The 22,275-nt window shown below is 71.1% G+C and carries 20 protein-coding genes and 1 riboswitch; of the genes, 10 read left to right on the top strand and 10 right to left on the bottom strand.

Annotated features, from left to right (window positions below; genetic code table 11):
* Positions 1–5 precede the first annotated feature (5 nt).
* Positions 6–1,376 carry a DNA polymerase IV gene (locus ACIBKX_RS35390; protein WP_363274887.1) on the top strand — a complete coding sequence of 457 codons (1,371 nt, stop codon included), beginning with the start codon at positions 6–8 and terminating at the stop codon, positions 1,374–1,376.
* Between the two features lie 589 nt (positions 1,377–1,965).
* Here the strand turns inward: ACIBKX_RS35390 and ACIBKX_RS35385 are convergent.
* The gene (locus ACIBKX_RS35385) at positions 1,966–2,337 is read right to left on the bottom strand and encodes a PRC-barrel domain-containing protein (RefSeq protein ID WP_363274886.1); all 372 of its coding nucleotides are present in this window, start codon (positions 2,335–2,337) and stop codon (positions 1,966–1,968) included.
* 143 nt (positions 2,338–2,480) lie between these two features.
* Positions 2,481–2,580, top strand: a riboswitch (glycine riboswitch).
* Positions 2,581–2,771: 191 nt separating this feature from the next.
* Here ACIBKX_RS35385 and gcvP point away from each other — a divergent pair.
* Positions 2,772–5,660 carry an aminomethyl-transferring glycine dehydrogenase gene (gene gcvP / locus ACIBKX_RS35380; protein WP_363274885.1) on the top strand — a complete coding sequence of 963 codons (2,889 nt, stop codon included), beginning with the start codon at positions 2,772–2,774 and terminating at the stop codon, positions 5,658–5,660.
* A gap of 101 nt (positions 5,661–5,761) precedes the next feature.
* On the opposite strand, the gene ACIBKX_RS35375 is transcribed toward gcvP, so the two are convergent.
* Positions 5,762–5,968 carry a DUF5999 family protein gene (locus tag ACIBKX_RS35375; RefSeq protein WP_280922834.1) on the bottom strand — a complete coding sequence of 69 codons (207 nt, stop codon included), beginning with the start codon at positions 5,966–5,968 and terminating at the stop codon, positions 5,762–5,764.
* Positions 5,969–6,264: 296 nt separating this feature from the next.
* Positions 6,265–6,849, bottom strand: coding sequence for a hypothetical protein (locus tag ACIBKX_RS35370; RefSeq protein WP_363274884.1), 585 nt, complete (start codon positions 6,847–6,849; stop codon positions 6,265–6,267).
* 485 nt (positions 6,850–7,334) lie between these two features.
* Here ACIBKX_RS35370 and ACIBKX_RS35365 point away from each other — a divergent pair, with 485 nt between their 5' ends.
* Complete coding sequence (locus ACIBKX_RS35365; protein WP_363274883.1) at positions 7,335–8,852, top strand: glutamate--cysteine ligase; 1,518 nt, start codon at positions 7,335–7,337, stop codon at positions 8,850–8,852.
* A 22-nt stretch (positions 8,853–8,874) separates the two neighbouring features.
* Here the strand turns inward: ACIBKX_RS35365 and ACIBKX_RS35360 are convergent, their stop codons facing one another.
* Complete coding sequence (locus tag ACIBKX_RS35360) at positions 8,875–10,647, bottom strand: substrate-binding and VWA domain-containing protein (protein ID WP_363274882.1); 1,773 nt, start codon at positions 10,645–10,647, stop codon at positions 8,875–8,877.
* Between the two features lie 166 nt (positions 10,648–10,813).
* On the opposite strand from ACIBKX_RS35360, the gene ACIBKX_RS35355 reads away from it, so the two are divergent.
* A complete protein-coding gene (locus ACIBKX_RS35355; protein WP_363274881.1) occupies positions 10,814–11,614 on the top strand; it encodes a type II CAAX endopeptidase family protein in 801 nt (266 codons plus the stop codon).
* Positions 11,615–11,668: 54 nt separating this feature from the next.
* Here the strand turns inward: ACIBKX_RS35355 and ACIBKX_RS35350 are convergent, their stop codons facing one another.
* Entirely contained in the window at positions 11,669–12,490 is an 822-nt protein-coding gene (locus ACIBKX_RS35350) for a PhzF family phenazine biosynthesis protein (RefSeq protein WP_363274880.1), read from the bottom strand.
* A gap of 193 nt (positions 12,491–12,683) precedes the next feature.
* On the opposite strand from ACIBKX_RS35350, the gene ACIBKX_RS35345 reads away from it, so the two are divergent.
* Positions 12,684–13,298, top strand: a complete 615-nt coding sequence (locus ACIBKX_RS35345) for a PadR family transcriptional regulator (protein WP_363274902.1) — start codon at positions 12,684–12,686, stop codon at positions 13,296–13,298.
* Positions 13,299–13,388: 90 nt separating this feature from the next.
* Here the strand turns inward: ACIBKX_RS35345 and ACIBKX_RS35340 are convergent, their stop codons facing one another.
* Positions 13,389–13,817, bottom strand: a complete 429-nt coding sequence (locus tag ACIBKX_RS35340) for an SRPBCC family protein (RefSeq protein ID WP_363274879.1) — start codon at positions 13,815–13,817, stop codon at positions 13,389–13,391.
* Positions 13,818–14,121: 304 nt separating this feature from the next.
* Between ACIBKX_RS35340 and ACIBKX_RS35335 the strand changes: the two genes are divergently transcribed.
* The gene (locus ACIBKX_RS35335; RefSeq protein ID WP_363274878.1) at positions 14,122–14,943 is read left to right on the top strand and encodes a putative protein N(5)-glutamine methyltransferase; all 822 of its coding nucleotides are present in this window, start codon (positions 14,122–14,124) and stop codon (positions 14,941–14,943) included.
* 22 nt (positions 14,944–14,965) lie between these two features.
* Here the strand turns inward: ACIBKX_RS35335 and ACIBKX_RS35330 are convergent, their stop codons facing one another.
* Positions 14,966–15,154, bottom strand: a complete 189-nt coding sequence (locus ACIBKX_RS35330) for a hypothetical protein (protein ID WP_363274877.1) — start codon at positions 15,152–15,154, stop codon at positions 14,966–14,968.
* A 190-nt stretch (positions 15,155–15,344) separates the two neighbouring features.
* On the opposite strand from ACIBKX_RS35330, the gene ACIBKX_RS35325 reads away from it, so the two are divergent.
* The 3 genes from ACIBKX_RS35325 (at position 15,345) to ACIBKX_RS35315 (ending at position 18,333) form a co-directional block, all read left to right on the top strand.
* On the top strand, positions 15,345–15,932 hold the full coding sequence (locus ACIBKX_RS35325; protein ID WP_363274876.1) for a Clp protease N-terminal domain-containing protein: 588 nt from the start codon (positions 15,345–15,347) through the stop codon (positions 15,930–15,932).
* A 117-nt stretch (positions 15,933–16,049) separates the two neighbouring features.
* Positions 16,050–17,087 carry an EamA family transporter gene (locus ACIBKX_RS35320; RefSeq protein ID WP_363274875.1) on the top strand — a complete coding sequence of 346 codons (1,038 nt, stop codon included), beginning with the start codon at positions 16,050–16,052 and terminating at the stop codon, positions 17,085–17,087.
* Between the two features lie 295 nt (positions 17,088–17,382).
* Positions 17,383–18,333, top strand: coding sequence for a DMT family transporter (locus ACIBKX_RS35315; RefSeq protein WP_363274900.1), 951 nt, complete (start codon positions 17,383–17,385; stop codon positions 18,331–18,333).
* A 50-nt stretch (positions 18,334–18,383) separates the two neighbouring features.
* On the opposite strand, the gene ACIBKX_RS35310 is transcribed toward ACIBKX_RS35315, so the two are convergent.
* Together ACIBKX_RS35310 and ACIBKX_RS35305 are read right to left on the bottom strand one after the other, a co-directional pair.
* Positions 18,384–19,043: an FMN-binding negative transcriptional regulator gene (locus ACIBKX_RS35310; protein ID WP_363274874.1), complete on the bottom strand. Its 660-nt coding sequence runs from the start codon at positions 19,041–19,043 to the stop codon at positions 18,384–18,386.
* Positions 19,043–19,759 carry a pyridoxamine 5'-phosphate oxidase family protein gene (locus ACIBKX_RS35305; RefSeq protein ID WP_363274873.1) on the bottom strand — a complete coding sequence of 239 codons (717 nt, stop codon included), beginning with the start codon at positions 19,757–19,759 and terminating at the stop codon, positions 19,043–19,045. The genes ACIBKX_RS35310 and ACIBKX_RS35305 overlap by 1 nt, the downstream gene beginning before the upstream one ends.
* Positions 19,760–19,796: 37 nt before the next feature.
* Here ACIBKX_RS35305 and ACIBKX_RS35300 point away from each other — a divergent pair, with 37 nt between their 5' ends.
* The gene (locus tag ACIBKX_RS35300; protein ID WP_363274871.1) at positions 19,797–21,128 is read left to right on the top strand and encodes an aminotransferase class I/II-fold pyridoxal phosphate-dependent enzyme; all 1,332 of its coding nucleotides are present in this window, start codon (positions 19,797–19,799) and stop codon (positions 21,126–21,128) included.
* A gap of 13 nt (positions 21,129–21,141) precedes the next feature.
* On the opposite strand, the gene ACIBKX_RS35295 is transcribed toward ACIBKX_RS35300, so the two are convergent.
* Positions 21,142–22,194, bottom strand: a complete 1,053-nt coding sequence (locus tag ACIBKX_RS35295; RefSeq protein ID WP_399376923.1) for a DMT family transporter — start codon at positions 22,192–22,194, stop codon at positions 21,142–21,144.
* Positions 22,195–22,275: the final 81 nt, after the last annotated feature.

Raw genomic sequence — 22,275 nt, 5'->3', positions numbered from 1 at the left:
GGGGTGTGAGAACCGCGCCGACGATCCTGCATCTGGACATGGATGCCTTCTACGCGTCTGCCGAGCAGGCCGCGAAGCCGAGCCTGCGCGGGAAGGCCGTGGTCGTGGGCGGGCTCGGGCCGCGGGGTGTGGTGGCCACGGCGTCGTACGAGGCGCGGGCGTTCGGGGTGCATTCGGCGATGCCCATGGGGCAGGCGCGGCGGCTGGCGCCAAACGCGGCGTATCTGGTTCCGCGCTTCGGGCTCTACCGGGACATCAGCGAGCAGGTGATGACGCTGCTGCGTGAGCTGTCGCCGCTGGTGGAGCCGCTCAGTCTGGACGAGGCCTTCGTGGATCTGGAGGCGGGCGGCGTCGCGGACGACGAGGCGTCGGCGCGGGCGGTGGGGGAGCGGCTGCGGTCGGACATCAAGGCGGTCACCGGGCTCACCGGGTCGGTGGGGCTCGCCGCGTCCAAGATGCTGGCCAAGATCGCCTCGGAGGAGGCCAAGCCGGACGGGCTGCGGCTGATAGTGCCGGGGACCGAGCGGGCGTTGCTGGGGCCGATGACGGTGCGGACGCTGCCGGGGGTCGGGCCGGCCACGGGGGACCATCTGCGGCGGGCCGGGATCACCACGGTGGAGGAGATCGCCGAGGCGGGCGAGGACGAGCTCGTACGGCTCCTGGGGAAGGCGCATGGGGGTGCGCTGTACGCGATGGCGCTGGCGCGGGACGAGCGGCCTGTGGTGGCCGAGCGGGACACGAAGTCGGTGAGCGTCGAGGACACGTACGACGTGGACATCCATGACCGGGTGCGGGTTCGGGGGGAGGTGGCTCGGCTCGCGGATCGGTGTGTGGAGCGGTTGCGGGGGGCGGGGCATTCGGGGCGGACGATCGTGCTGAAGGTGCGGCGGTTCGATTTTTCGACGCTTACGCGGTCGGAGACGTTGCGGGGGCCTACGGATGATGCGGGGGTCGTGCGGGAGGCCGCTGCTCGGCTGCTGGAGTCTGTGGACACTACGGGTGGGGTGCGGTTGCTGGGGGTGGGGGTTACGGGGCTTGCGGATTACACGCAGGAGGATTTGTTCGCGCAGGCGCAGGCGCAGGCTCTGGCCGGGGGCCTTGAGCGGGAGGCTTCCTCGGGGGTGGAGGTGGCGGAGGCCGTCGTGGAGGAGGCCGGGGTTGTCGAGGAGGTGCCGCTTGGGGAGCGGCGGTTTGCTGCGGGGCACGATGTTCGGCATGCGCGGTTCGGGCATGGGTGGGTGCAGGGGAGCGGGCTTGGGCGGGTGACTGTGCGGTTCGAGACGCCGGGGTCTGCGCCGGGGCGGGTGCGGACGTTTCGGGTCGATGATGCGGAGTTGGAGGCGGCGGATCCGTTGCCGTTGGTCGGTTTGGGGTGACCTGCGGTCGGCTGGGCCGGGGTTTGGGGTGACCTGCGGTCGGCTGGGCTGTGGCTTGGGGTGACCTGCGGTCGGCGTGTGCGTGCTGCCGCTTTCGTCGGCGCTCGGCGCTGTGCGTTGTGCCCACCCGTTCCGCCGTGCGGAACGCCTGCCCACAACGAGGGCGGGGCCTAGGGGGTGGGGGGGAGCTGTGCTGAACGGTTGCCCACAGTGAGGGCGGGGGCCTGGGGGTTGGGAGAGCCGTGCGGAGCGGCGTTCCGCAACGAGGGCGGCGGGCTAGGGGGTGGGGGGAGCTGTGCGGAGCGGCGTCCCACAACGAGGGCGGGGGCCTAGGGGGTGGGGGGAGCTGTGCGGAACGGTTGCCCGCGGGTGAGTGCGGGGGCCTAGGGGGTGGGGGAGAGCCGTGCGGAGTGGGCTGGCCGCAGCGAGGGCGGCGGGGTGGGGTGGGGAGCTGTGTGGAGCGGCGGTCCGCAGCGAGGGTGGCGGGCTAGGGGGTGGGGGAGTTGTGTGGGAGGTCTGTCCGTGACGGCCGTGGCCTGGGGATGTGGGGAGTGGCTGGGGGCGGCGGAGGGTGGGTGTGGGGCCTGGGTTAGAGGGTGTCCTCGCCTGCGATGTTGCCGAAGTCTTTGTCCGGGGGTGGGGGAGGGGTGATGTCCAGGCCGTAGTGGTGGTAGAGCTGGAGTTCTTGTTCGGGGGAGAGGTGGCGGCCTACTCCGAAGTCGGGGGCGTCCTTGATCAAGGAGCGTTCGAAGGGGATGCGCAGGGTGCCCTCCGTCGTGACCTCGCTGGGTTCCAGGGGGACGAAGGCGTCGCGGCTGAACAGGCCCGTGCGTATCGCGGCCCACTCCGGGGCGCCGGTGGCATCGTCGAGGTAGACCTCGTCGATCGTGCCGATCTTGGCCCCGTTCCGGTCGAACGCCTTGCGGCCGATCAGGTTGCGCGGATCGATGTCGGTCTGCACGGGCCCTCCAACTGGTCGCAGTTTGTCGAAATGGCGCGTAACTCATCCTTATTCGCTCGTAATCACTACGAAAGAGCACATCGGGGCAGGCGGCCACTCGAGGGATCGGGCGCGGTCCTCGCTGGTAGGCTGGCGGTGGCTGTCGACCCCGTGCGGGAGAGCTCTCCGGAACCTGGTTCTCGGAGGCGCCGAAGGAGCAAATCCTCCCCGGAATCTCTCAGGCACCTGTACCGCACGGACGAGGTCACTCTGGAAAGCAGGGCGGGCGTCGGGCGGGCACGTTCGGGACCCTTCCTCACCGACGGTGAAAGCAGATCTGTCCAGGACTGGGCGGGCCTGTGAAGCTCTCAGGTTGAGATGACAGAGGGGGAGGCCGTCCGGGTACCCGCGCCGTGGTACCCCTCGCAGGTCGTGCAGACCAGGAGGCCTCCGCAATGACCACCACCCATCGCATCCCGCTCTCCGAGCTCGAGCAGGGCATCCCCTTCGAGCAGCGGCACATCGGGCCCGATGCGGAAGCGCGGGCCAAAATGCTCGCCCAGGTCGGGTACGGCTCGCTCGACGAGCTGACCGCCGCCGCGGTGCCGGATGTGATCAAGAACGCCGAAGCGCTGAACCTGCCCGGAGCGCGCACCGAGGCCGAGGTGCTCGCGGAGCTGCGCTCCCTCGCCGATCGCAATCAGGTGCTCGATTCCATGATCGGGCTCGGGTACTACGGGACCTTCACGCCGCCCGTCATCCTGCGCAATGTCATGGAGAACCCTGCCTGGTACACCGCCTACACGCCGTACCAGCCCGAGATCTCCCAGGGGCGGCTCGAGGCCCTGCTCAATTTCCAGACCGTCGTCGCCGAGCTGACCGGGCTGCCCACCTCCGGTGCCTCGCTGCTCGACGAGGGGACCGCCGCCGCCGAGGCCATGGCCCTTTCGCGGCGCATGAGCAAGGTCAAGGACGGGGTTTTCGTTGTTGATGCCGATGCGCTGCCGCAGACCATTGCCGTCATCCAGACCCGTGCCGAGCCCACCGGCGTCGAGATCGTCGTCGCCGACCTGAGCGACGGCATCCCCGCCGAGGTCGCCGAGCGCGGCGTCGTGGGCGTACTGATCCAGTACCCGGGCGCCTCCGGTGTCGTACGCGACATCAAGCCCGTCGTCGACCAGGCGCACGAGATCGGTGCCGTGGTCACCGTCGCCGCCGATCTGCTCGCGCTCACCCTGCTCACCTCGCCCGGCGAGCTCGGCGCCGACATCGCCGTCGGCACCACCCAGCGCTTCGGCGTCCCGATGGGCTTCGGCGGTCCGCACGCCGGCTACATGGCGGTCCGCGAGAAGTTCGCCCGCAGCCTGCCCGGGCGGCTCGTCGGCGTCTCCGTCGACGCCGACGGCAACAAGGCCTACCGCCTCGCGCTGCAGACCCGTGAGCAGCACATCCGCCGCGAGAAGGCGACCAGCAACATCTGTACGGCCCAGGTACTGCTCGCCGTCATGGCCGGTATGTACGCCGTCTACCACGGGCCCGAGGGGCTCAAGTCCATCGCGCGGCGCACCCACCGCTACGCGACGCTGCTCGCCGCGGGGCTCACCGCCGGCGGCGTCGAGGTCGTCCACGGCGCGTACTTCGACACGCTGACCGTGCGCGTCGAGGGCAAGGCCGAGGAGCTCGTGACCGCCGCCCGCGAAGGCGGCGTGAACATCCACCTCGTCGACGCCGACCACGTCTCCCTCGCCTGCGACGAGACCACCACGCGCAAGCAACTGGCCGCCGTATGGAGTGCCTTCGGGGTCGAGGCCGACGTCGAGGCGCTCGACGCGGCCAGCGAGGACACCCTGCCCGCCGGGCTGCTGCGCTCCGACGACTACCTCACGCACCCGGTCTTCCACCAGTACCGCTCCGAGACCGCGATGCTGCGCTACCTGCGCAAGCTGGCCGACCGCGACTACGCGCTCGACCGCGGCATGATCCCGCTGGGCTCCTGCACCATGAAGCTCAACGCGACCACCGAGATGGAGCCGGTCACCTGGCCCGAGTTCGGCCAGCTGCACCCCTTCGCGCCCGCCCAGCAGGTGCAGGGCTACCTCACGCTCATCCGTGAGCTGGAGGAGCGGCTCGCCGAGGTCACCGGGTACGACAAGGTCTCGCTGCAGCCCAACGCCGGGTCGCAGGGCGAGCTGGCGGGTCTGCTCGCCGTACGCGGCTACCACCGTGCCAACGGCGACGAGCAGCGCACCGTCTGCCTCATCCCGTCCTCCGCGCACGGCACCAACGCCGCGAGCGCCGTGATGGCCGGCATGAAGGTCGTTGTCGTGAAGACCGCCGACGACGGCGAGATCGATGTCGCCGATCTGCGTGCCAAGATCGAGAAGCACCGCGACGAGCTGTCCGTGCTGATGATCACGTACCCCTCGACGCACGGTGTTTTCGAGGAGCACGTCGCCGACATCTGCGCCGAGGTGCACGAGGCCGGCGGCCAGGTCTACGTCGACGGCGCCAACCTCAACGCCCTGGTGGGCCTGGCCAAGCCGGGCCACTTCGGCGGCGACGTCTCGCACCTGAACCTGCACAAGACCTTCTGCATCCCGCACGGCGGCGGTGGCCCCGGCGTCGGCCCGGTCGGTGTCCGCGAGCACCTCGCGCCGTACCTGCCCAACCACCCGCTGCAGCCCGCGGCCGGTCCCGAGACCGGTGTCGGACCGATCTCCGCAGCGCCGTGGGGCTCGGCCGGGATCCTGCCGATCTCCTGGGCGTACGTACGCCTCATGGGCGGCGAGGGGCTCAAGCGCGCCACCCAGGTCGCCGTTCTGTCGGCGAACTACATCGCCAAGCGGCTCGAGCCGCACTTCCCGGTGCTCTACACCGGCCCCGGCGACCTCGTCGCGCACGAGTGCATCATCGATCTGCGGCCGCTCTCCAAGGAGACCGGCGTCAGCGTCGACGACATCGCCAAGCGCCTCATCGACTACGGCTTCCACGCGCCGACCATGTCGTTCCCGGTCGCGGGGACGCTGATGATCGAGCCGACGGAGAGCGAGGACATCGTCGAGATCGACCGGTTCTGCGAGGCGATGATCGCCATCCGCCGGGAGATCGAGAAGGTCGGGAACGGCGAGTGGGCCGCGGACGACAACCCGCTGCGCAACGCGCCGCACACCGCTGCCGCGCTCGGCGGTGACTGGGAGCACGCGTACAGCCGCGAGGAGGCCGTCTTCCCGGCCGGTGTCTCGGCCGCGGACAAGTACTGGCCGCCGGTGCGCCGCATCGACCAGGCGTACGGCGACCGGAACCTGGTCTGCTCCTGCCCGCCGCTGGATGCGTACGAGGACTGATACGCGGTCCAGGACAAGCGGCCTGGCACATGCGTGGGGGCCGGTCCGGAGGTTGATTCTCCGGGTCGGCCCCTTTGTGTTGTCCGTGCCGTGGCGCCGCGTCAGGCGGCCGTCATGATCTCGTCGGTGCCCAGCGGTCGGTGCGGGGCGATGATCTGGCCGTCCGGCAGCAGCTCACCGGTGTCCTCGAAGAGAAGGACGCCGTTGCACAGCAGGCTCCAGCCCTGCTCCGGGTGGCTCGCCATGAGGAGAGCGGCTTCCCGGTCGGCGGAGTCGGCTGTCGGGCACGGTGGTTGGTGCTGGCACATGGAAGGGTTCTTTCGCTGCGATGTGATGGCTGTGACGTCTGTCCTGCGGCTCGATGCGGTGTTCATGACCGCCCCCCGTGGTTAGTTCGGTCCGTTCCCAGTGTTGCCCTACGGGCGTCAATCCGCAGGGATTTTGCGGCAGCGCTTCCTACTGCTTAATGACGTATCACCCGCCCGGACGGTTCAGCCCAACTGCACTGTCTCTTCGGGTGGTTCGGGGTGGTCATACCGGGCTAGTCCGTCTGGGCAGCACAGCGCGCCGTGCCCCGCGGCGGGGCACGGCGCGGACGGCGAGGTCAGGCGGGCGAGCCGAGCAGCGGCGCCGGGGTCAGCCGGTGGGTGAGGACCTTGAGCAGTTCGGCGGCGCGGTGCGGGCGATGGGCGGCGATGCCGGGCGGGGCAGGTGCCAGCGGCACGAGGATGTCGGTCGGGTCCAGATGGCCGCTCGCGCCGTCCGCGGTGCAGTCGCCGTGCAGCCACAGCGTGAGCATGTAGAGCTCGGGCACCGAAAGGAGGCGCGGCTGGTACGGCAGCGGCATCGCCTCGGCGTGCCGCAGGGCGCGCTCGGTGGCCGCTATGTACGGGCCTTCGAAGAAGTGCGAGAACGTCCATCCGTCAGGCGTCAGCATCGTGTCCGCCGCGGCCACCGCACGCTCGCCGCAGCGGATCAGGAACCGCCACCCCGCGAGCCGGGTGGGCGTACCGCCCGACGGGGTGATGCGGTCCAGGACGTGGACCGGCAGCGGGAGTTCGGGTGTCGCGGGTCCCTGGGCGGAACGCAGGGACGGGGTGCGGGCTTCGCGTACGGCCGTGGGGGAACCGAGTGCCGCGAGGACGCTGCGCAGGGCGGGCGCGGGAGCCGGGGGGACTTGCAGCGGCATGGTGGGTCGCCTCTCTCATTCGACAGGCACGGTGGATCGAGGACAGGTGCGGACGGCGCTGTCTGCTCTGGGGTCAGAGGGGCGGGGGCAGGGGGACCGCGAGCGCCAACTCTCTGCCTCGTTCGCGGAGTTTATACGACACGTGTTCAGACGGTGTTTCGTCTAACCGGGCCCAATATTGCCCGCAAGTCGCTTACCGGTCGCGCTTCTGCGCGCTTTATCCCGATTCCACATGGCACGTCTTCGGCTGACCTCGGGTCACTTCCCGGGAGCGGACGGCCGATTCTCGTCGGTGTTTTTCACCAGACGCGGGTGCGGGGATTTTCTGCTGTGTGTCATGCCTCGCGAATGTGCCGAGTGACGACCCTGTCGAGCGTACTGGGCCGGGGGCATGTGCGGGGCGTTATCGATCATATTGGCGGGCATCATCCCCCGTGACACAGCGGCCGGATCATTGGCTGCCCATCCGAGGAGGGGACGCTTCGATGGGGGAGAAGGTCGTGGCAGGAACGTTTGACCTGTCCGAGCGGAACCGGTACCGGAGCAAGCTCAGGGAGTGTCTGGCGGGACTGCGGAGGCTGTTGGACGACGAGCGGTTCGACCGGCCCAAGAATCTGATGGGCGTGGAGATCGAGCTGAATCTCGCGGGGCCCGACGGGATGCCGAGAATGATGAATGCGCAAGTTCTCGAGCGCATCGCGAGCCGCGACTTCCAGACGGAACTCGGAATGTTCAATCTCGAAGTCAATATCGCCCCGCACCGATTGGGCGGCCGCGTTCTCGACCGGCTCGCGGAGGAGCTGCGCACCGGTCTCGCATATGCCCACCGGAAGGCGAACGAGGTGAACGCCGGCATTGTCATGATCGGCATTCTGCCGACCCTCGCGCACCAGGACCTGGTCTCCGGGAACCTCTCCGACGTCGACCGCTATGTGCTGCTCAACGACCAGATCGTGGCGGCGCGCGGCGAGGAGTTCGTCCTGGACATCACCGGGGTCGAGCGGCTGACCTGCACGTCCACGTCCATAGCACCCGAAGCGGCGTGCACCTCCGTGCAGTTGCACCTCCAGGTGACCCCGGGACGGTTCGCCGACGTGTGGAACGCGGCGCAGTCCATCGCCGCCGCGCAGATCGCCGTGGGCGCCAACGCCCCGTTCCTGTTCGGCCGCGAGCTGTGGCGCGAGTCCCGGCCGCCGCTGTTCCTGCAGTCCACCGACACCCGCCCGCCTGAGCTGCAGGCGCAGGGCGTACGGCCGCGCACCTGGTTCGGGGAGCGGTGGATCTCGGACGCGTACGAGCTGTTCGAGGAGAATCTGCGCTACTTTCCCGCGCTGCTCCCCCTGATGGACGAGGAGGACCCGCTGCGGGCGATCGACGAGGGCCTGGTGCCGCGTCTTGGCGAACTGGTCCTGCACAACGGCACCGTCTACCGCTGGAACCGCCCGGTGTACGGCATCGCGGACGGCGTCCCGCACCTGCGCGTGGAGAACCGCGTGCTGCCGGCCGGCCCCACCGTCACCGACGTCATCGCCAACGCCGCCTTCTACTACGGTCTGGTGCGCGCCCTCGCCGAGGAGTCGCGGCCGGTGTGGACCCGGCTGCCCTTCGAGGCCGCCGCCGCCAACTTCGACACCGCGTGCCGGCACGGCATCGAGGCCCGCCTGAAGTGGCCCCGGCGCGGCAGATACGGCGGGCTCGTCGAGGTGTCCGCGACCTCACTGGTCCGCGACGAACTGCTGCCGCTGGCCGCCGCGGGACTCGACGCGTGGGGTGTCGAGCCCGCCGACCGGGACTTCTACCTGGGGGTGATCGAGGAGCGGTGCAGGCGGCGCGTGAACGGGGCGTCCTGGCAGGCCGCGACGTACCACCAGGCATTGGAGACCGGCCTCGACCGGGAGACCGCGCTCGCCGCCACCACCCGGCGGTACGCCGAGCTGATGCACTCGGGGGAGCCGGTGCACACCTGGCCGGTGGGGCTGCCCGAACCCGCCGTACTGAGCTGAACCCGGCCTCGGGAGGCGGGCGTCAGACCTGGCTGCCCGCCTCCATGATGGCCTTGAGGATGACCGCGTGGATCTGTGCCGGGTCGTCGACCTGGTGGCCGGAGCCGCCGGTCGCCTCGGCGATCTGCTTGACCTCCTCCTTGTCCGTGTTCGGACCGACGGCGATCGCGATGAGCGGCACCGGGCGCTTGGGGTCGGCGAGGCCCTCCAGCTGGGAGACGAGGCTGGAGCGCGAGATGGAGTCGGTGTCCTGGTTGACGCCGTCGGTGAGCACCACGAGCGCGTTGAACTTGCCGCTCGCGTACGTCGACGTCGCCTCCTTGTAGGCGGCGAGTGTGGTGTCGTACAGACCCGTCGCACCTCCCGGAATGGGCCGCAGACCGCTGAACGCCTTGGAGATCTTGTCCCGTTGGGTGCCGTCGCCCTTGCGGTCGCCGAGCCGTTCGGTCGGCACGAGCTTGCGGTAGTCACGGGTGCCGTCGAGCGTCGTGGCGAACTCCCAGAGCCCGATCTCGTCCTCGTCGGTGAACCCCGCGAGCCCCTGGAGCAGCGAGGACTTGGTGACCTCCATACGGGACTGGTCCGTGCCCGGCACGAATTCGCCCATGGAGTCCGACACGTCGACGACCGTGCTGAGCCGGGCGCTCTGCACCGTGATCGTCCACATGCCCAGCGTCTCGTCGAGCTGCTTGTCCGACGGCGGCTCGGTCGCCTCGCCCGCGTACGGCTGCGGGGTGCGGCCGCCGGCGGCCGTGACGAGCTTCTCGGAGGGCCGCTCGTCGTCCGTCCTGAAGCCGTGTTTCTCCAGGATCCTCTGACCGTCGTCGTCGCCGAACAGGGTCATGAAGCGCAGCGCGGCCCGGCTCTCGTCCGTGGACAGCCGGTCCTCATCGACCAGCGTGTACGGGTAGTCGAGGCGGGGCGAGCCGTCCTTCGGATAGAACATGTCAAGGCTGTTCTCCTCGCCCGCCGACGCGTTGTGCCGGAACGCGGCCTGCTCGGAGAGGATCAGCGCCTGATTGCGGCGAGGGTTGCCCTGCTCGGTGCCGGAGGAGTCGCGGGCCAGGGTGTCCAGGAGCTGGCTGTCGCTGTCGGTGGTGCGGGCCGAGAGGGCCTTGGCCATGCCCGCGGCCTGGCTGTCGCCGTCGTCGCCGCCCGATTTCCGTGCCGAGGCGCTGAGTTTGGTGAGGGCCAGCAGGCCCGTCGCGCTGCGCGCCGGGTCGGCGGCGCCGAGCCGCAGCTTGTCGCCCTTCATCGCGGCGCCGGCCAATTCCTGCCAGTCGTACGTCTTCTTGGGCCAGCCCAGGGATTCGGCGGCGGACGGCACCATGGCCACGCCGACCGGCGACGAGGCGATGTTGCCCGCCGGGGACACCTTGGTCTGCTTGCCGCCGAGGCCGACGCGCTGCACCCACAGATCCGAGTCGGGCACCCACACGTCGTACCCCGGATCGCCCTTGCCGGAGCGGAGTTCGTCGGCGACCTTGGACGACTCGCGGGCGGTGACCCGCACGTCGATGCAGTGCCCGTCGGACATCACCTGCTTCTCGCGGGCGTCGTCGGCGGCGGCGCGCAGCGCCGGGGTCACGTCCGGAGCGGCGACGACATCGAGGCGTACCGCGTCGTCGCCGCACGATCCGCCGAAGTCGAACAGGTCGCTGCGGACGGCGAACGCGGTGCCCGCGGCGACCGCCAGGACGAGCGCCGTCGCGATGGCCACGGTGCGGCCGCGGGTATGCGGCCGTGGGTCGGGTGCGACCTTCCCGTACTCATCGGGCAAGCTGTGACGTCCCATGGCGGTGGTGCCCCTCCTTGATTGATGAAGCAAGGAAAGAGGGGGTGGTATGACCGCAGTCGGCGTCCGTCCCCCTCGGCCTGTCGCGCACGATCTTCGTAACTTCTTTCGAGACCCTAGCGGGGCGCGGGTGAGGATGAGGCGGGAATACTCAACTGGAGGCGCAGTGCAAGCGGAGCCCGGGTCGTTGGCCGGTTCTTTTCGTCCGGAGGTGCCGTCACGGCGGATCTTCCGGGACGAGACGCTGCTCGTCCTGGCGCTCTCGCTCGGAGCGAGCGGTGTGTCCGCGCTGATCAGCTTTGTCGGATCGGTCACCAAACCGGGCGGTCTGAAGGATCAGGCGGCGACGATGAACGCATCGGCCGCGCCGGGGCGTCCATGGCTTGATCTCGCGTGGCAATTGTTCGGGATCAGCACCGCGTTGGTGCCGGTGGCGCTGGTCGCGCACTTCCTGCTGAGGGAGGGTGCCGGGCTTCGCACGATCGGCTTCGACCGGAGCCGGCCGTGGCCCGATCTGGGGCGCGGGGCGGCGATCGCCGCGGTGATCGGCAGCACCGGGATCGCCTTCTATCTGGCGGCGCGGGGCCTCGGGTTCAACCTCACGGTGGTGCCGGAGGACCTGCCCGACGTGTGGTGGAAGTACCCGGTGCTCGTGCTGTCCGCGGTGCAGAACGCGGTGCTTGAGGAAGTGATCGTCGTCGGCTATCTGCTGCGCAGGTTCGGCCAGTTGGGCTGGACGCCGATGGCCGCGCTGGTCGGCAGCTCGGTGCTGCGCGGCTCCTACCACCTCTACCAGGGCATCGGCGGGTTCATCGGGAACATGGCGATGGGGGTCGTCTTCGTGCTGCTGTACCGCCGGTGGGGCCGGGTGGGACCGCTGGTGGTCGCGCATTCGCTGCTCGACATCGGGGCGTTCGTCGGATACGCCCTGCTCGCGGGCAAGGTCGGGTGGCTGCCCACTCCTTAGCGGCCTCGCCGTGGGGACGTACGAGAGATTTCTCCGTACGTCCCCACAGTGCTGTCAGGCGAGCAGCTCGCCGTCGACGACCGTGACCGCGCTGCCCGTCAGCAGGGTGCGCTCGCCGCGCAGTTCGAGGCGGACGAGGCCGCTGCGGGCCGATGCCTGGAGGCCGGTCAGTTCCGTGCGGCCGATGCGCTGGGCCCAGTAGGGGGCGAGGGCCGTGTGCGCGCTGCCCGTCACCGGGTCCTCGTCGATGCCGACCCGCGGGAAGAAGCAGCGGGAGACGAAGTCGTGGCCGGCGGCGGGGTCCTCGGCGCGGGCGGTGGCGATGATGCCGCGCTCGGAGTGCCGGACCAGGGCCTTGTGGTCCGGGTTCAGGGCGCGCACGGTCTTCTCGTCCGCGAGCTCCACCAGCAGGTCGCCGAGGTGCGGCCCGGTGTCGTACGCCGCCAGGGGCCGGGCGCCCAGGGCCTCGGCGACGCCGTCGGGGATCTCCGCCTCGGTGAGCGGGGCGGTGGGGAAGTCCATGGTGATGGTGGAGTCGGCGTGCGCGGTCGTGGTGAGGACGCCGCTGCGGGTGGCGAAGCGGACGGAGCCCGTCGCGGCGCCCGTGGTGTGCAGGACGTGCGCCGTGGCGAGCGTGGCATGGCCGCAGAGGTCGACCTCGGTGGCCGGGGTGAACCAGCGCAGGGCCCAGTCCGCTTCGCCGTGCGCGGGGAGGCGGTGCGCGAAGGCGGTCTCGGCGTGGTTGACCTCCGCGGCCACGTTCTGGAGCCACTCGTCGTCCGGGAAGGCGTCCAGGAGCAGGACTCCTGCGGGATTGCCGGAGAACGGGCGGTCGGTGAAGGCGTCGACGACGCGGATGCGGTGGGAAGTCGGCATGACGCCGACGCTAGCGGGCCAATCCGGGGGGCGGCCAAGGCCAATCGGGGGTGCGTGGACCGACCCACGGGAAGAGGCTTGCCAGGCGAAGTGTTCCGATATATCGTTGACGCATCGCGACTGATCAACGATAAGACAGTTGATCGATGGCACGCGAGTCGACGACACAGATCACACAAGAGGAGTGATGGCGATGCGTTCCCACGGTTATGAACACGAGCACGGACAGGGCAGGTGCGGCCCCGGCCATGAGGGTCGGGGCGGTTTCGAGGGGCGGCGCGCGGCGTTCGGGCCCTTCGGGCCCGGCTTCGGTGGGCCCGGTGGTCCCTGGGGCGGCGGGCGCGGCGGCAGGGGCGGTCCGCGGGGCAGGGCGCGGCGCGGTGATGTACGCGCTTCCATCCTGGCCCTCCTGAAGGACCGGCCCATGCACGGCTACGAAATGATCCAGGAGATCGCCGAGCGCAGCGGCGGGGCGTGGAAGCCCAGTCCCGGTTCGGTCTACCCGACCCTCCAGCTCCTGGAGGACGAGGGGCTGATCAGCAGCGCCAGCGAGGGCGGCAAGAAGCTCTTCTCGCTGACCGACGCCGGTCGCGAGGCGGCCGACGAGGGTCCCGACGCGCCCTGGGAAGAGGCCGGGCGCGGGGTCGACTGGGAGACGCTGAACGAGATCCGGCAGGCCGGCTTCGGTCTGATGGAGGCGTTCGGCCAGGTCTGGAAGACCGGCAGCAAGGACCAGCGCGAGAAGGCGCTCACGGTCATCAACGACGCCCGCAAGAAGCTGTATCTGATCCTCGCCGATGAGGACTGAGGAGGTGGGGGTCGCCGACCCCTGCCGTAGCTGAGGCGCCCCGCATGTCCGAACTGCGGGGCGCCTCTTCGTGTGTGCTCGTCCGGTACCTCAGGTCACCAGGCCGCCCAGTTTCCGCAGCGACTCGTTCAGCGCCGCCGTCGCCGAGTCCTTCAGCTTGCCCGCCATCAGCGAGACCGCGGCGCCCGTGAACGAGCCGTCGATCCGCATCGTCGTCGCGTCGCCGTCCGGAGTGAGGGTGTAGCGGGTGCCCACGTTCACGCCCATCGGGCCCTTGCCGCGGATCGCCAGGGTGCGGGCGCTCTCCAGCTCCTCGATGGTCCACTCGACCTCCGCGGGGAAGCCCATCAGCTTCATGTTCTCCGCGAAGGTGCCGCCCACCTCCAGCGCGCTGGGGCCGCCCTTCGGGAAGCTGGTGTGCGTGGCGTTCCATTCGCCGTACGAGGAGAAGTCGGTCAGTTGGGCCCAGACCTTCTCGGCGGGCGCCTCGATCCGTGCTTCCGCGCTGACTTCGGCCATGCGACGACCCCTTCTCGTTGGGCGCTGCGGCGGGGCGCAGCTGCGGTGTCGCGGAACGTAGCCGCAGGGCCTCGAACATTCAATACTGATGAACCGTCAGAAACGGTGGAGGTGCCGCCGCTGCCGTCCCTGTGCGGGTCGGGTACTGTTGCCGTCTCCTGCGACCGACGCAGGCAGACGGAACGAGGAGGTGAGACCCATTACCGCAGTGGCAGGTCGGGTGCTCCCCTCTCGCGACCGCACGGTTCACCCGGCATAGGTGACCGAGGGAGCCCCACAGGCATCCCGAGAGGTTTTCTTCTTCATGTCGGCTTCATCGTTCTCAGCCGCTTCACCGTCCCGTGCTTCCGCACCCTCCGAGTTCCCCGCCGTCGTGGCCCGGCTGCGTGCCGCAGGCTGCGTCTTCGCCGAGGACGAGGCGGAGTTGCTCGTCTCCACCGCTCATGGCCCCGCCGAGCTCGCCGCCATGGTGCAGCGGCGCGTCAGCGGGCTCCCGCTCGAACACGTCCTGGGCTGGGCGGAGTTCTGCGGATCGCGGATCGCCGTGGACGCCGGGGTCTTCGTCCCGCGACGGCGCACCGAGTTCCTCGTCCGGCAGGCCGCCGCGCTCGCCGCGCCCGAGGCGGTCGTCGTCGACCTGTGCTGCGGCTCGGGCGCGTTGGGCGCCGCGCTGGGTGCCGCCGTGGACGGCGTCGAGCTGCACGCCGCCGACATCGACCCCGCCGCGGTGCGGTGCGCCCGGCGCAATGTCGCCGGCATAGGGGGCGAGGTCTACGAGGGGGATCTGTACGGGCCGCTGCCCGCCGCGCTCAGGGGCCGCGTCGACATCCTGCTGGCCAACGTCCCCTACGTACCCACCGAAGAGGTCGGTCTGCTCCCGCCCGAAGCCCGGATCCACGAGGCGCGGGTGGCGCTCGACGGCGGCGCCGACGGGCTCGACGTGCTGCGCCGGGTGACCGCCGACGCCGCGAGCTGGCTGGCTCCCGGCGGTCTGCTGCTGTTCGAGACGAGTGAGCGGCAGGTGCCGAACGCCGTCGAGGCGGTCGCGGCGGGCGGTCTCGTGGCGCGGGTGGTGAGCGACGAGGAGCTGTACGCGACGGTCGTCGTCGCCGGGCGGCGGGCCTAGCCGGAGGCGTGGGCCCCTGTGGTCAGCCGACCTTGCTGATCACCGCCGCGTCGAACAGATCGCAGGCCCGGGGGAACGGGCCCTCGTCGTGGCAGTGCCAGGCCTCCCAGAACAGGTCGGCGGGCAGCGCGTCGTCCGGGGCGTACACCCGGTACACGTACTGCCTGCCGTCGATCGCGGGCAGCGCGACCATCCAGCACCTGCTCTCCATGCCTCCAAGACGAACGGCGGGTGCCCGATGGTTGCGGCGCGAATCAAGGCGGCGCGCGCCCTCCGGGGAAAACGGTCAGATCTCATCCGTAAGGAGGAGAACCCAGTCAGGCGTACCCAACCTGTGTCGGACGCGAAGATGCTTCCCGCCGCCGATGACTCCGCCTCCGGGGACTGATGGGGTGGGAGATGTGCAAAGCCGTACACCGCAGGGCGCCGAGCCCGGCCCGACCCGCGCAGACATCGAATCCCGGCTCAGCGTCGCGCTGGCGTCGGTCGTGGCGGGCGCGCGCCGGCGCGCGGTGCGTGACGGGGACCGGCAGATCGACACCGCGCACCTGCTGCACTCGCTCCTGGAGACCGAACCCGACGTGCGGGCGGTCATCGACGACGGCGCGCAGGTCGTGCGGCTCCTCGGCTATCTCGTGCAGCGCAGTATCGGCTACGGCCTGCAGTGGCAGGGCACGGTCGAGGACTCCGGGGCGGTGCCGGTGGTGGCCTGCGCGAAGGAGACGGGCTGGTCGCCCGCTGCGGCCACCGCCATGGAGGCGGCCGTCGCACGGGCCGCCCGGCGCGGCGAGCCGCGTGCCGTCGGCGTCGACCTCCTCGCGACGCTTCTCGCCGATCCGGACTGCCGCGCGGTCGAGGTGCTCGGCCGGGCGGGCGCCGACGCGAACGCGCTGCTGCGGAGGATCGAGATGGACGGGACGGGAGGGACGCGCGGGACGGGAGACGCGGGCTGGCAGGCGGATCCGTACGCCGAGGCGTCCGCGGAGTGAGTTCGCGGGCCCGGTGTCCGCGGGCCGAGTCCGCAAGCCCGGATTTCCGCGGGCCGAATTCGAGGGCCCGGGCGTCCGCCGATTGAGACAGGGTCTATTGGGGGTGACGCTCATGACATGCCCTGTCATGATGTGCCGGTGCAAGCGTCTCAGGGGAATCAGGCAGGCTCGCGGGCGAGCCGGGGAAGGGGCGTCGGCCTGGGGCTCGCCCTCGGTTCGGCGATCGCCTTCGGTGGATCGGGCGTCGCGGCGAAGCCGCTGATCGAGGCGGGACTCGACCCGCTCCATGTGGTGTGGCTGCGGGTGGCGGGCGCCGCCCTGGTGATGCTGCCGGTCGCCTGGCGCCACCGCGACCTCGTCCTGCGCAGGCCCGCGCTGCTCCTCGGCTTCGGCCTGCTCGCCGTGGCCGGCGTCCAGGCCTGCTACTTCGCGGCGATATCCCGGATCCCCGTCGGCGTCGCGCTGCTCGTCGAGTATCTGGCGCCCGCGCTCGTCCTCGGCTGGGTGCGCTTCGTGCAGCGGCGGCCCGTGACGCGTGCCGCCGCGGTCGGTGTGGTGCTCGCGGTCGGCGGGCTCGCCTGCGTCGTCGAGGTGTGGGCCGGGCTGAGCTTCGACGCCGTCGGGCTGCTGCTCGCGCTCGGCGCGGCCTGCTGCCAGGTCGGCTACTTCGTCCTGTCCGACCAGGGCAGCGACGCGGGCGACGAGGCCCCGGACCCGCTCGGCGTCATCGCGTACGGACTGCTGATCGGTGCCGTCGTGCTGACCGTCGTGGCCCGGCCCTGGGGCATGGACTGGTCGGTGCTCGGGGGCAGTGCCGACATGGACGGTTCGGCCGTGCCCGCGTGGGTGCTCATCGGCTGGATCGTGCTCGTCGCGACCGTCGTCGCGTACGTCACCGGGGTCCTGTCGGTGCGCCGGCTCTCCCCGCAGGTGGCGGGCGTCGTGGCCTGCCTGGAGGCGGTCATCGCGACCGTGCTCGCCTGGGTCATGCTGGGCGAACACCTGTCGGCGCCGCAGATCATCGGCGGCGCGGTGGTGCTCGCCGGTGCGTTCATCGCCCAGTCGTCCACGCCCGCGAAGCCCAAGGACGGGCCAACCGCGGGCGGGGTTCCGGAGTCCGATACGCGCTTGTCGTCGACCGGCAGCGCTGTCTAAGGTGACGATCATGCATTCACGCGCGCTCGTTCTTCCGCCCCCGGCCGCCTAGGCGCGGGCACTTCCCGGATCACACCCGGCCGGTCGCCGGGTGGAACGACGCTGCCCGCAGACGGAGCCCAGGGACCTTCTTTCTTTCTGCGGAGAACACAACGTGTCGAATGCTCACGTTTCGTCGAATGCTCATGCCTCATCGAACGTTCACGTTTCGAACGGGTCGCATGCCGACCTCTCACATGCCGACGTCTCGCATGCCGACGTCTCGCATGCCGACGTCTCACATGCCGCGTCCGGTCTGTCCGTCGGACGAGGCCTGCTCTATCTGATCGTGGCCGGTACGGCCTGGGGCACCGCCGGTGCCGCTGCCGCGCTGGTCTTCCAGGTCAGCGACATGGGGCCGGTGAGCCTCTCCTTCTGGCGTTGCGTGGGCGGTTTCGCCCTGATGTTCGCGGCCCGTCTCGTGCGTCCGCGCCGGCGGTCCCCGGCCGCCGGCGCCGGTCTGCCGCTGCGGCGCAGGCTGCCGCGGATCGTGGCGACCGGTCTGGCCCTCGCCGTCTTCCAGACCGCCTACTTCGCGTCCGTCGAGTCGACCGGGCTCGCGGTCGGCACGGTCGTCACGATGGGCGCGGGGCCCGTCCTCATCGCGCTCGGGGCGCGGTTCACCATGGGGGAGCGGCTCGGGCGAGGCGGGGCCGTCGCGGTGGCGGGGGCGCTCGCCGGTCTCGTGGTGCTGGTCCTCGGCGGCGGCGGTGCCAGCGTGCGGATGCCGGGTGTCGTGTGGGGTCTTGTCTCGGCGGCCGCGTACGCCGCGATGACGCTGCTCACGCGCTGGTGGGGGCGGGACGGAAGCGCCGACTCGGCCGACACGACGATCTGGTCGTTCGCCGTGGTCGCCGTCTGCCTGCTGCCGCTCGCCGCGGTGGAGGGCCTGGTCCCGCATGCCGCCGAGCCCGCCCGCATGGGCCTGTACCTGCTGTACATCGCGGCGATCCCGACGGCCGTCGCCTACGCCCTGTACTTCGCGGGCGCCGCGGTCATCAGGTCCGCGACCGTCTCGGTGATCACGCTCCTGGAGCCGCTGAGTGCCGCGGTCATCGCGGTCGTCCTGCTGGGCGAGCGGCTCACCCTGCCCACCGTCGTCGGCACGCTGCTCATGCTGGCCGCGGTGACGGGCCTCGCGGTGGCGGAGACGCGCGGGGCGGTGGCGGCCCGGCGGGGGCCGGAGCCGGTGGCGGACGCGGTGTGAGTGGGGCGCGGGGGCGCGGCCTGTGCGGGCAGCCGCCCCCCCCCGTGGGGTCACGTCAGCGCCGCCCCGGCCTGCGGGTCTCGGCGCCGCTGGTGGGCGCGTGCCGCCGAGTCGCCGGGGCCGCCCCGCGCGATGAGCTCTCCGGTGATCCGGTGCCGCACCTCGGCCGGCTTGTGGCCGGCGTACTTGAACTTCGCGCGTACGTCGGTGACTTCGAGGATCAGGCCCCGGATACCGGAGAGCATGCGGCCGTACGGGGCCTCGCCCACGGCGGCCTTCGCCGATCCGCCCTCGGGCTGGAAGTGGTCGACCTGGAGGTTGAGCAGCTCGGCCTTCTCCTCCGGGTCGTCCACGACGCGGGCCGTGCAGCGGAGCTGGACGGCGGCGTAGAGGCTGGTCGGGACGCCGTGCTCGGGCGGGGTGTCCGGGGGCGCCTGCCAGGGGCCGGGCACGTACACGTAGTCGTCCACCACGCTGAGCAGCACGTCCGGGTCGGCCTCGAGCGCGGGCCACAGCGGGTTGGGGCGGGCCAGATGCAGGATCACCCGGCCGTGCGGGCCGTGCCCGGCGTCGTAGGCGAAATGTGCGGGCTGGACGTGCGGCGGCTCCCCGGGCAGGCCGTTGACCGCGAGCTGCCCGAAGTCGTGGCCCGCCAGCCACTGCCGCCACTCCGCGTCGGAGTGCGGCGCGTCCCAGGGGTGGATCAGCATCACAGCTCGATCAGGTAGTCCGGGAGCGCGATGCCGGGGGTGAGGTCCTCGGCCGGGACCGGTGCGTCGTAACCCTTGCGCACCGGCACCACGCCGGCCCAGTGCGGCAGATCCATGTCCTCCGGCTCGTCGTTCACGCCGCCGGAGCGGACCTTGGCCGACACCTCGTTGAGGTCGAGGCTGAGCACGGCGGTCGCCGCGAGCTCCTTCGCGTTCGCCGGGCGGGAGTCGCCCGAGCGGCCCGGCACGACGTGGTCGACGAACGCGTCGAGGGCGGTGCGCTTCTCCTCGGGGTCCGTGACCTGGTGCGCGGTGCCGTGGATCATCACGGAGCGGTAGTTGATCGAGTGGTGGAAGTGGGACCGGGCGAGGACCAGGCCGTCGACGTGGGTGACCGTCAGGCAGACCTCGAGCCCCGGGTCCTCCTCCGGCGCGCTCCCCGCCATCCGCAGCGGACGCGATCCCGTCGAACCGTGTACGTAGAGGCGCTCGCCCACCCGGCCGTACAGCGTGGGCAGGACGATCGGGGCGCCGTCACGGACGAAGCCGAGATGGCAGACGTAGGTCTCGTCGAGTATCGCGTGCACCAACGCCTGGTCGTACGAGGCTCGCTCGCGGGCGCGGGTGGGGACGGTGCGGTCGGTCGGCGCGTACGAGGCGGTGTCGGACGCGGTGTTGGCAGCGGTCTCGATGCCGGGCTCGGATGCGACGCTCATTTTGCCTACTCCATTGCACTAGTGCATAATCTGCTTTGTGCTAGGAGAGTATCGGATCGAAGGTCGGCGCGCAGCCGAGATCGCGGCCAGCGTGGAGCGCGCGGTCGGTGACGGCGGCCTTGCGCCGGGGCAACTCCTGCCGCCGATGCGGGAGTTGGCGCAGCAGCTCGGAGTGAATCCCAATACCGTTGCCGCCGCCTACCGCACGCTGCGGGAAAGGGGCGTCATCGAGACGGCGGGGCGGCGCGGCAGTCGCGTACGGCCGAAACCGGCGACGACGGTGCGTGAGCTGATCCGGGTGGACGTGCCGCCCGGCGTGCGGGACGTCTCCAACGGCAATCCGGACACCGCCCTGCTGCCCCCGCTCGCCGAGGCGTTCGCGGCGGCGGCCGCCGAAGGCGACCGGCGGCCCGTGCTCTACGGAGAGGCGGCCGTGGACCCGGTCATGGAGCGCCACGCGCGCGTGGCCTTCGACGCGGACGGCGTGCCCGACGGCCCGGTGGCCGTCACCTCCGGATCGCTGGACGCCATCGAGCGCGTGCTCGCCGCCCATCTGAAGCCCGGCGACGCGGTGGCGGTCGAGGATCCGGGGTGGGGCAGCCTGCTCGACCTGATGCCGGTGCTCGGGCTGCAGACCGTCCCGGTGGGCGTCGACGACGACGGGCCGCTGCCCGCCGACGTGGAGCGGGCGGTGCGGGGCGGCGCCCGCGCCATCGTCGTCACCGACCGGGCGCAGAACCCGACCGGCGCCGCGATCAGCGCTCCACGCGCGCGTGCCCTGCGCGAGGTCCTCGCCGCGCACCCGGAGGTGCTGCTCGTCGAGGACGACCACGGGCACAGCATCGTCGACCTGCCGCTGCACCCGCTCGCCGGTGTGACCCGCTCCTGGGCGTTCGTCCGCTCCACCGCCAAGGCGTACGGCCCCGACCTGCGGCTGGCCCTGCTCACCGGGGACCCGGTGACCGTCGACCGAGTCCAGGGGCGCCAGCGCCTCGGGCCCGGCTGGGTGAGTCATGTGTCGCAGCGGGCCGTGGTGCGGCTGTGGCGGGAGGGGGCGGTGGACGCGGCGCGGGTGGCCGGTTCCTACGGGCGGCGGCGTGACGCGCTGATCGCGGCGCTCGCCGAGCGGGGCGTCGTGGCGCACGGGCGCAGCGGGATGAACGTCTGGGTGCCCGTGCCGGACGAGACCGGCGCGGTCGCGAGGCTGCTGCACGCGGGATGGGCCGTCGCTCCTGGGGCGCGGTTCCGGATGAACGCGCCCCAGGGGGTGCGGATCACGGTCTCGACGCTCGGGGACGAGGACATCGAGACGGTGGCGGACGCGGTGGCCTCCGCCACGGGGCCGGCTCCGGTGCGGAGGTACGAGTGACTCTGGTGCGGTGTTACGGGTGACTCTGGTGGGGCGTTACGGCTGACTCCGGTGCGGTGTCGCGAGGGATCGGTGCGGCGTCACGAGGGATCGGTGCGATGTCACGAGGGATCGGTGCGGGGCGTGGGCTCGCGGGCCGGGGCTTCGACTGGGTGAGGGCGGCCCCCGCCAGGACGATCACGGCGCCGACCGGCGTCGACCAGCTCAGGGACTCGCCGAGCAGGGCGACGCCCGCGGCCGTGGCGATGACCGGGATGAAGTACGTGACCATCTGGGCCGTCGTCGGCCCGACCTCGGCGACAAGGCCGTACTGGATCAGGAAGGCGAGCCCGGTGCCCAGCGCGCCCAGGGCCACGACCGCGAGGAGCGGCACGACCGGGAAGCGCGTCGGCAGGGACGTGAACAGCGGGGTCACCACGGCGAGTTCGCCGGTCGCGACCAGCAGCTGGGCCCCCGAGAGCGAGAGGTTCGAGTGGCCCGAACCGGCCAGGGTGCGCCGCACATAGATCCAGCCGATCGGATAGCTCAGCGAGGCGAGCAGCGCCATCGCCGTGCCCTTGAGGTCGAGCCCGCTGAAGCCCTGCCAGGCGCCGAGCACCGTGAGCACCCCGAAGAAGCCGATGCCCAGGCCCGCGACCCTGCGCCGCGTCGGGCGGTCCTCGGAGAGCGCGACCAGGGAGAGCGCCATGCCCCACAGGGGCGAGGTCGCGTTGCAGATCCCGGCCAGCGTGGACGGGATGGTCAGCTCCGCGTACGCGAACAGCGAGAACGGCAGGGCATTGAGCAGCAGCGCCGCGACCGCGAGATGACCCCAGGTCCGTGCCCCGCGCGGCAGCCGCTCGCGCTTGACGACGAGGACGGCCGCCACGACCGCGGTGCCGAACAGGAGCCGCCCCAGGGTGACTTGGAACGGCGCGTACCCCTGCGTGCCGACCTTGATGAGCAGGAAGCTGAAGCCCCAGATCAGCGCGAGGACGGCGAAGCGGAGGTGCCAGCCGCGGGCGGGGCGGCGCTTGGGCGCGGCGGCCAGGGGCGTGGTGCCCGGGGAGGTGGTGGTGACGCTCATGTACGCAACGATGGGCGAGTCAATCTCGTAGCACAAGCGAGATTAAATGCCGAATATCGCGTAGCATCGCTTACATGTTGA

This window comes from Streptomyces sp. NPDC050658 (genome assembly GCF_044457025.1).
In the GTDB taxonomy this organism is placed as follows: domain Bacteria; phylum Actinomycetota; class Actinomycetes; order Streptomycetales; family Streptomycetaceae; genus Streptomyces.
Note: the sequence above shows the minus strand (reverse complement) of the source record. Positions and strands in the feature narration are given on the sequence as shown.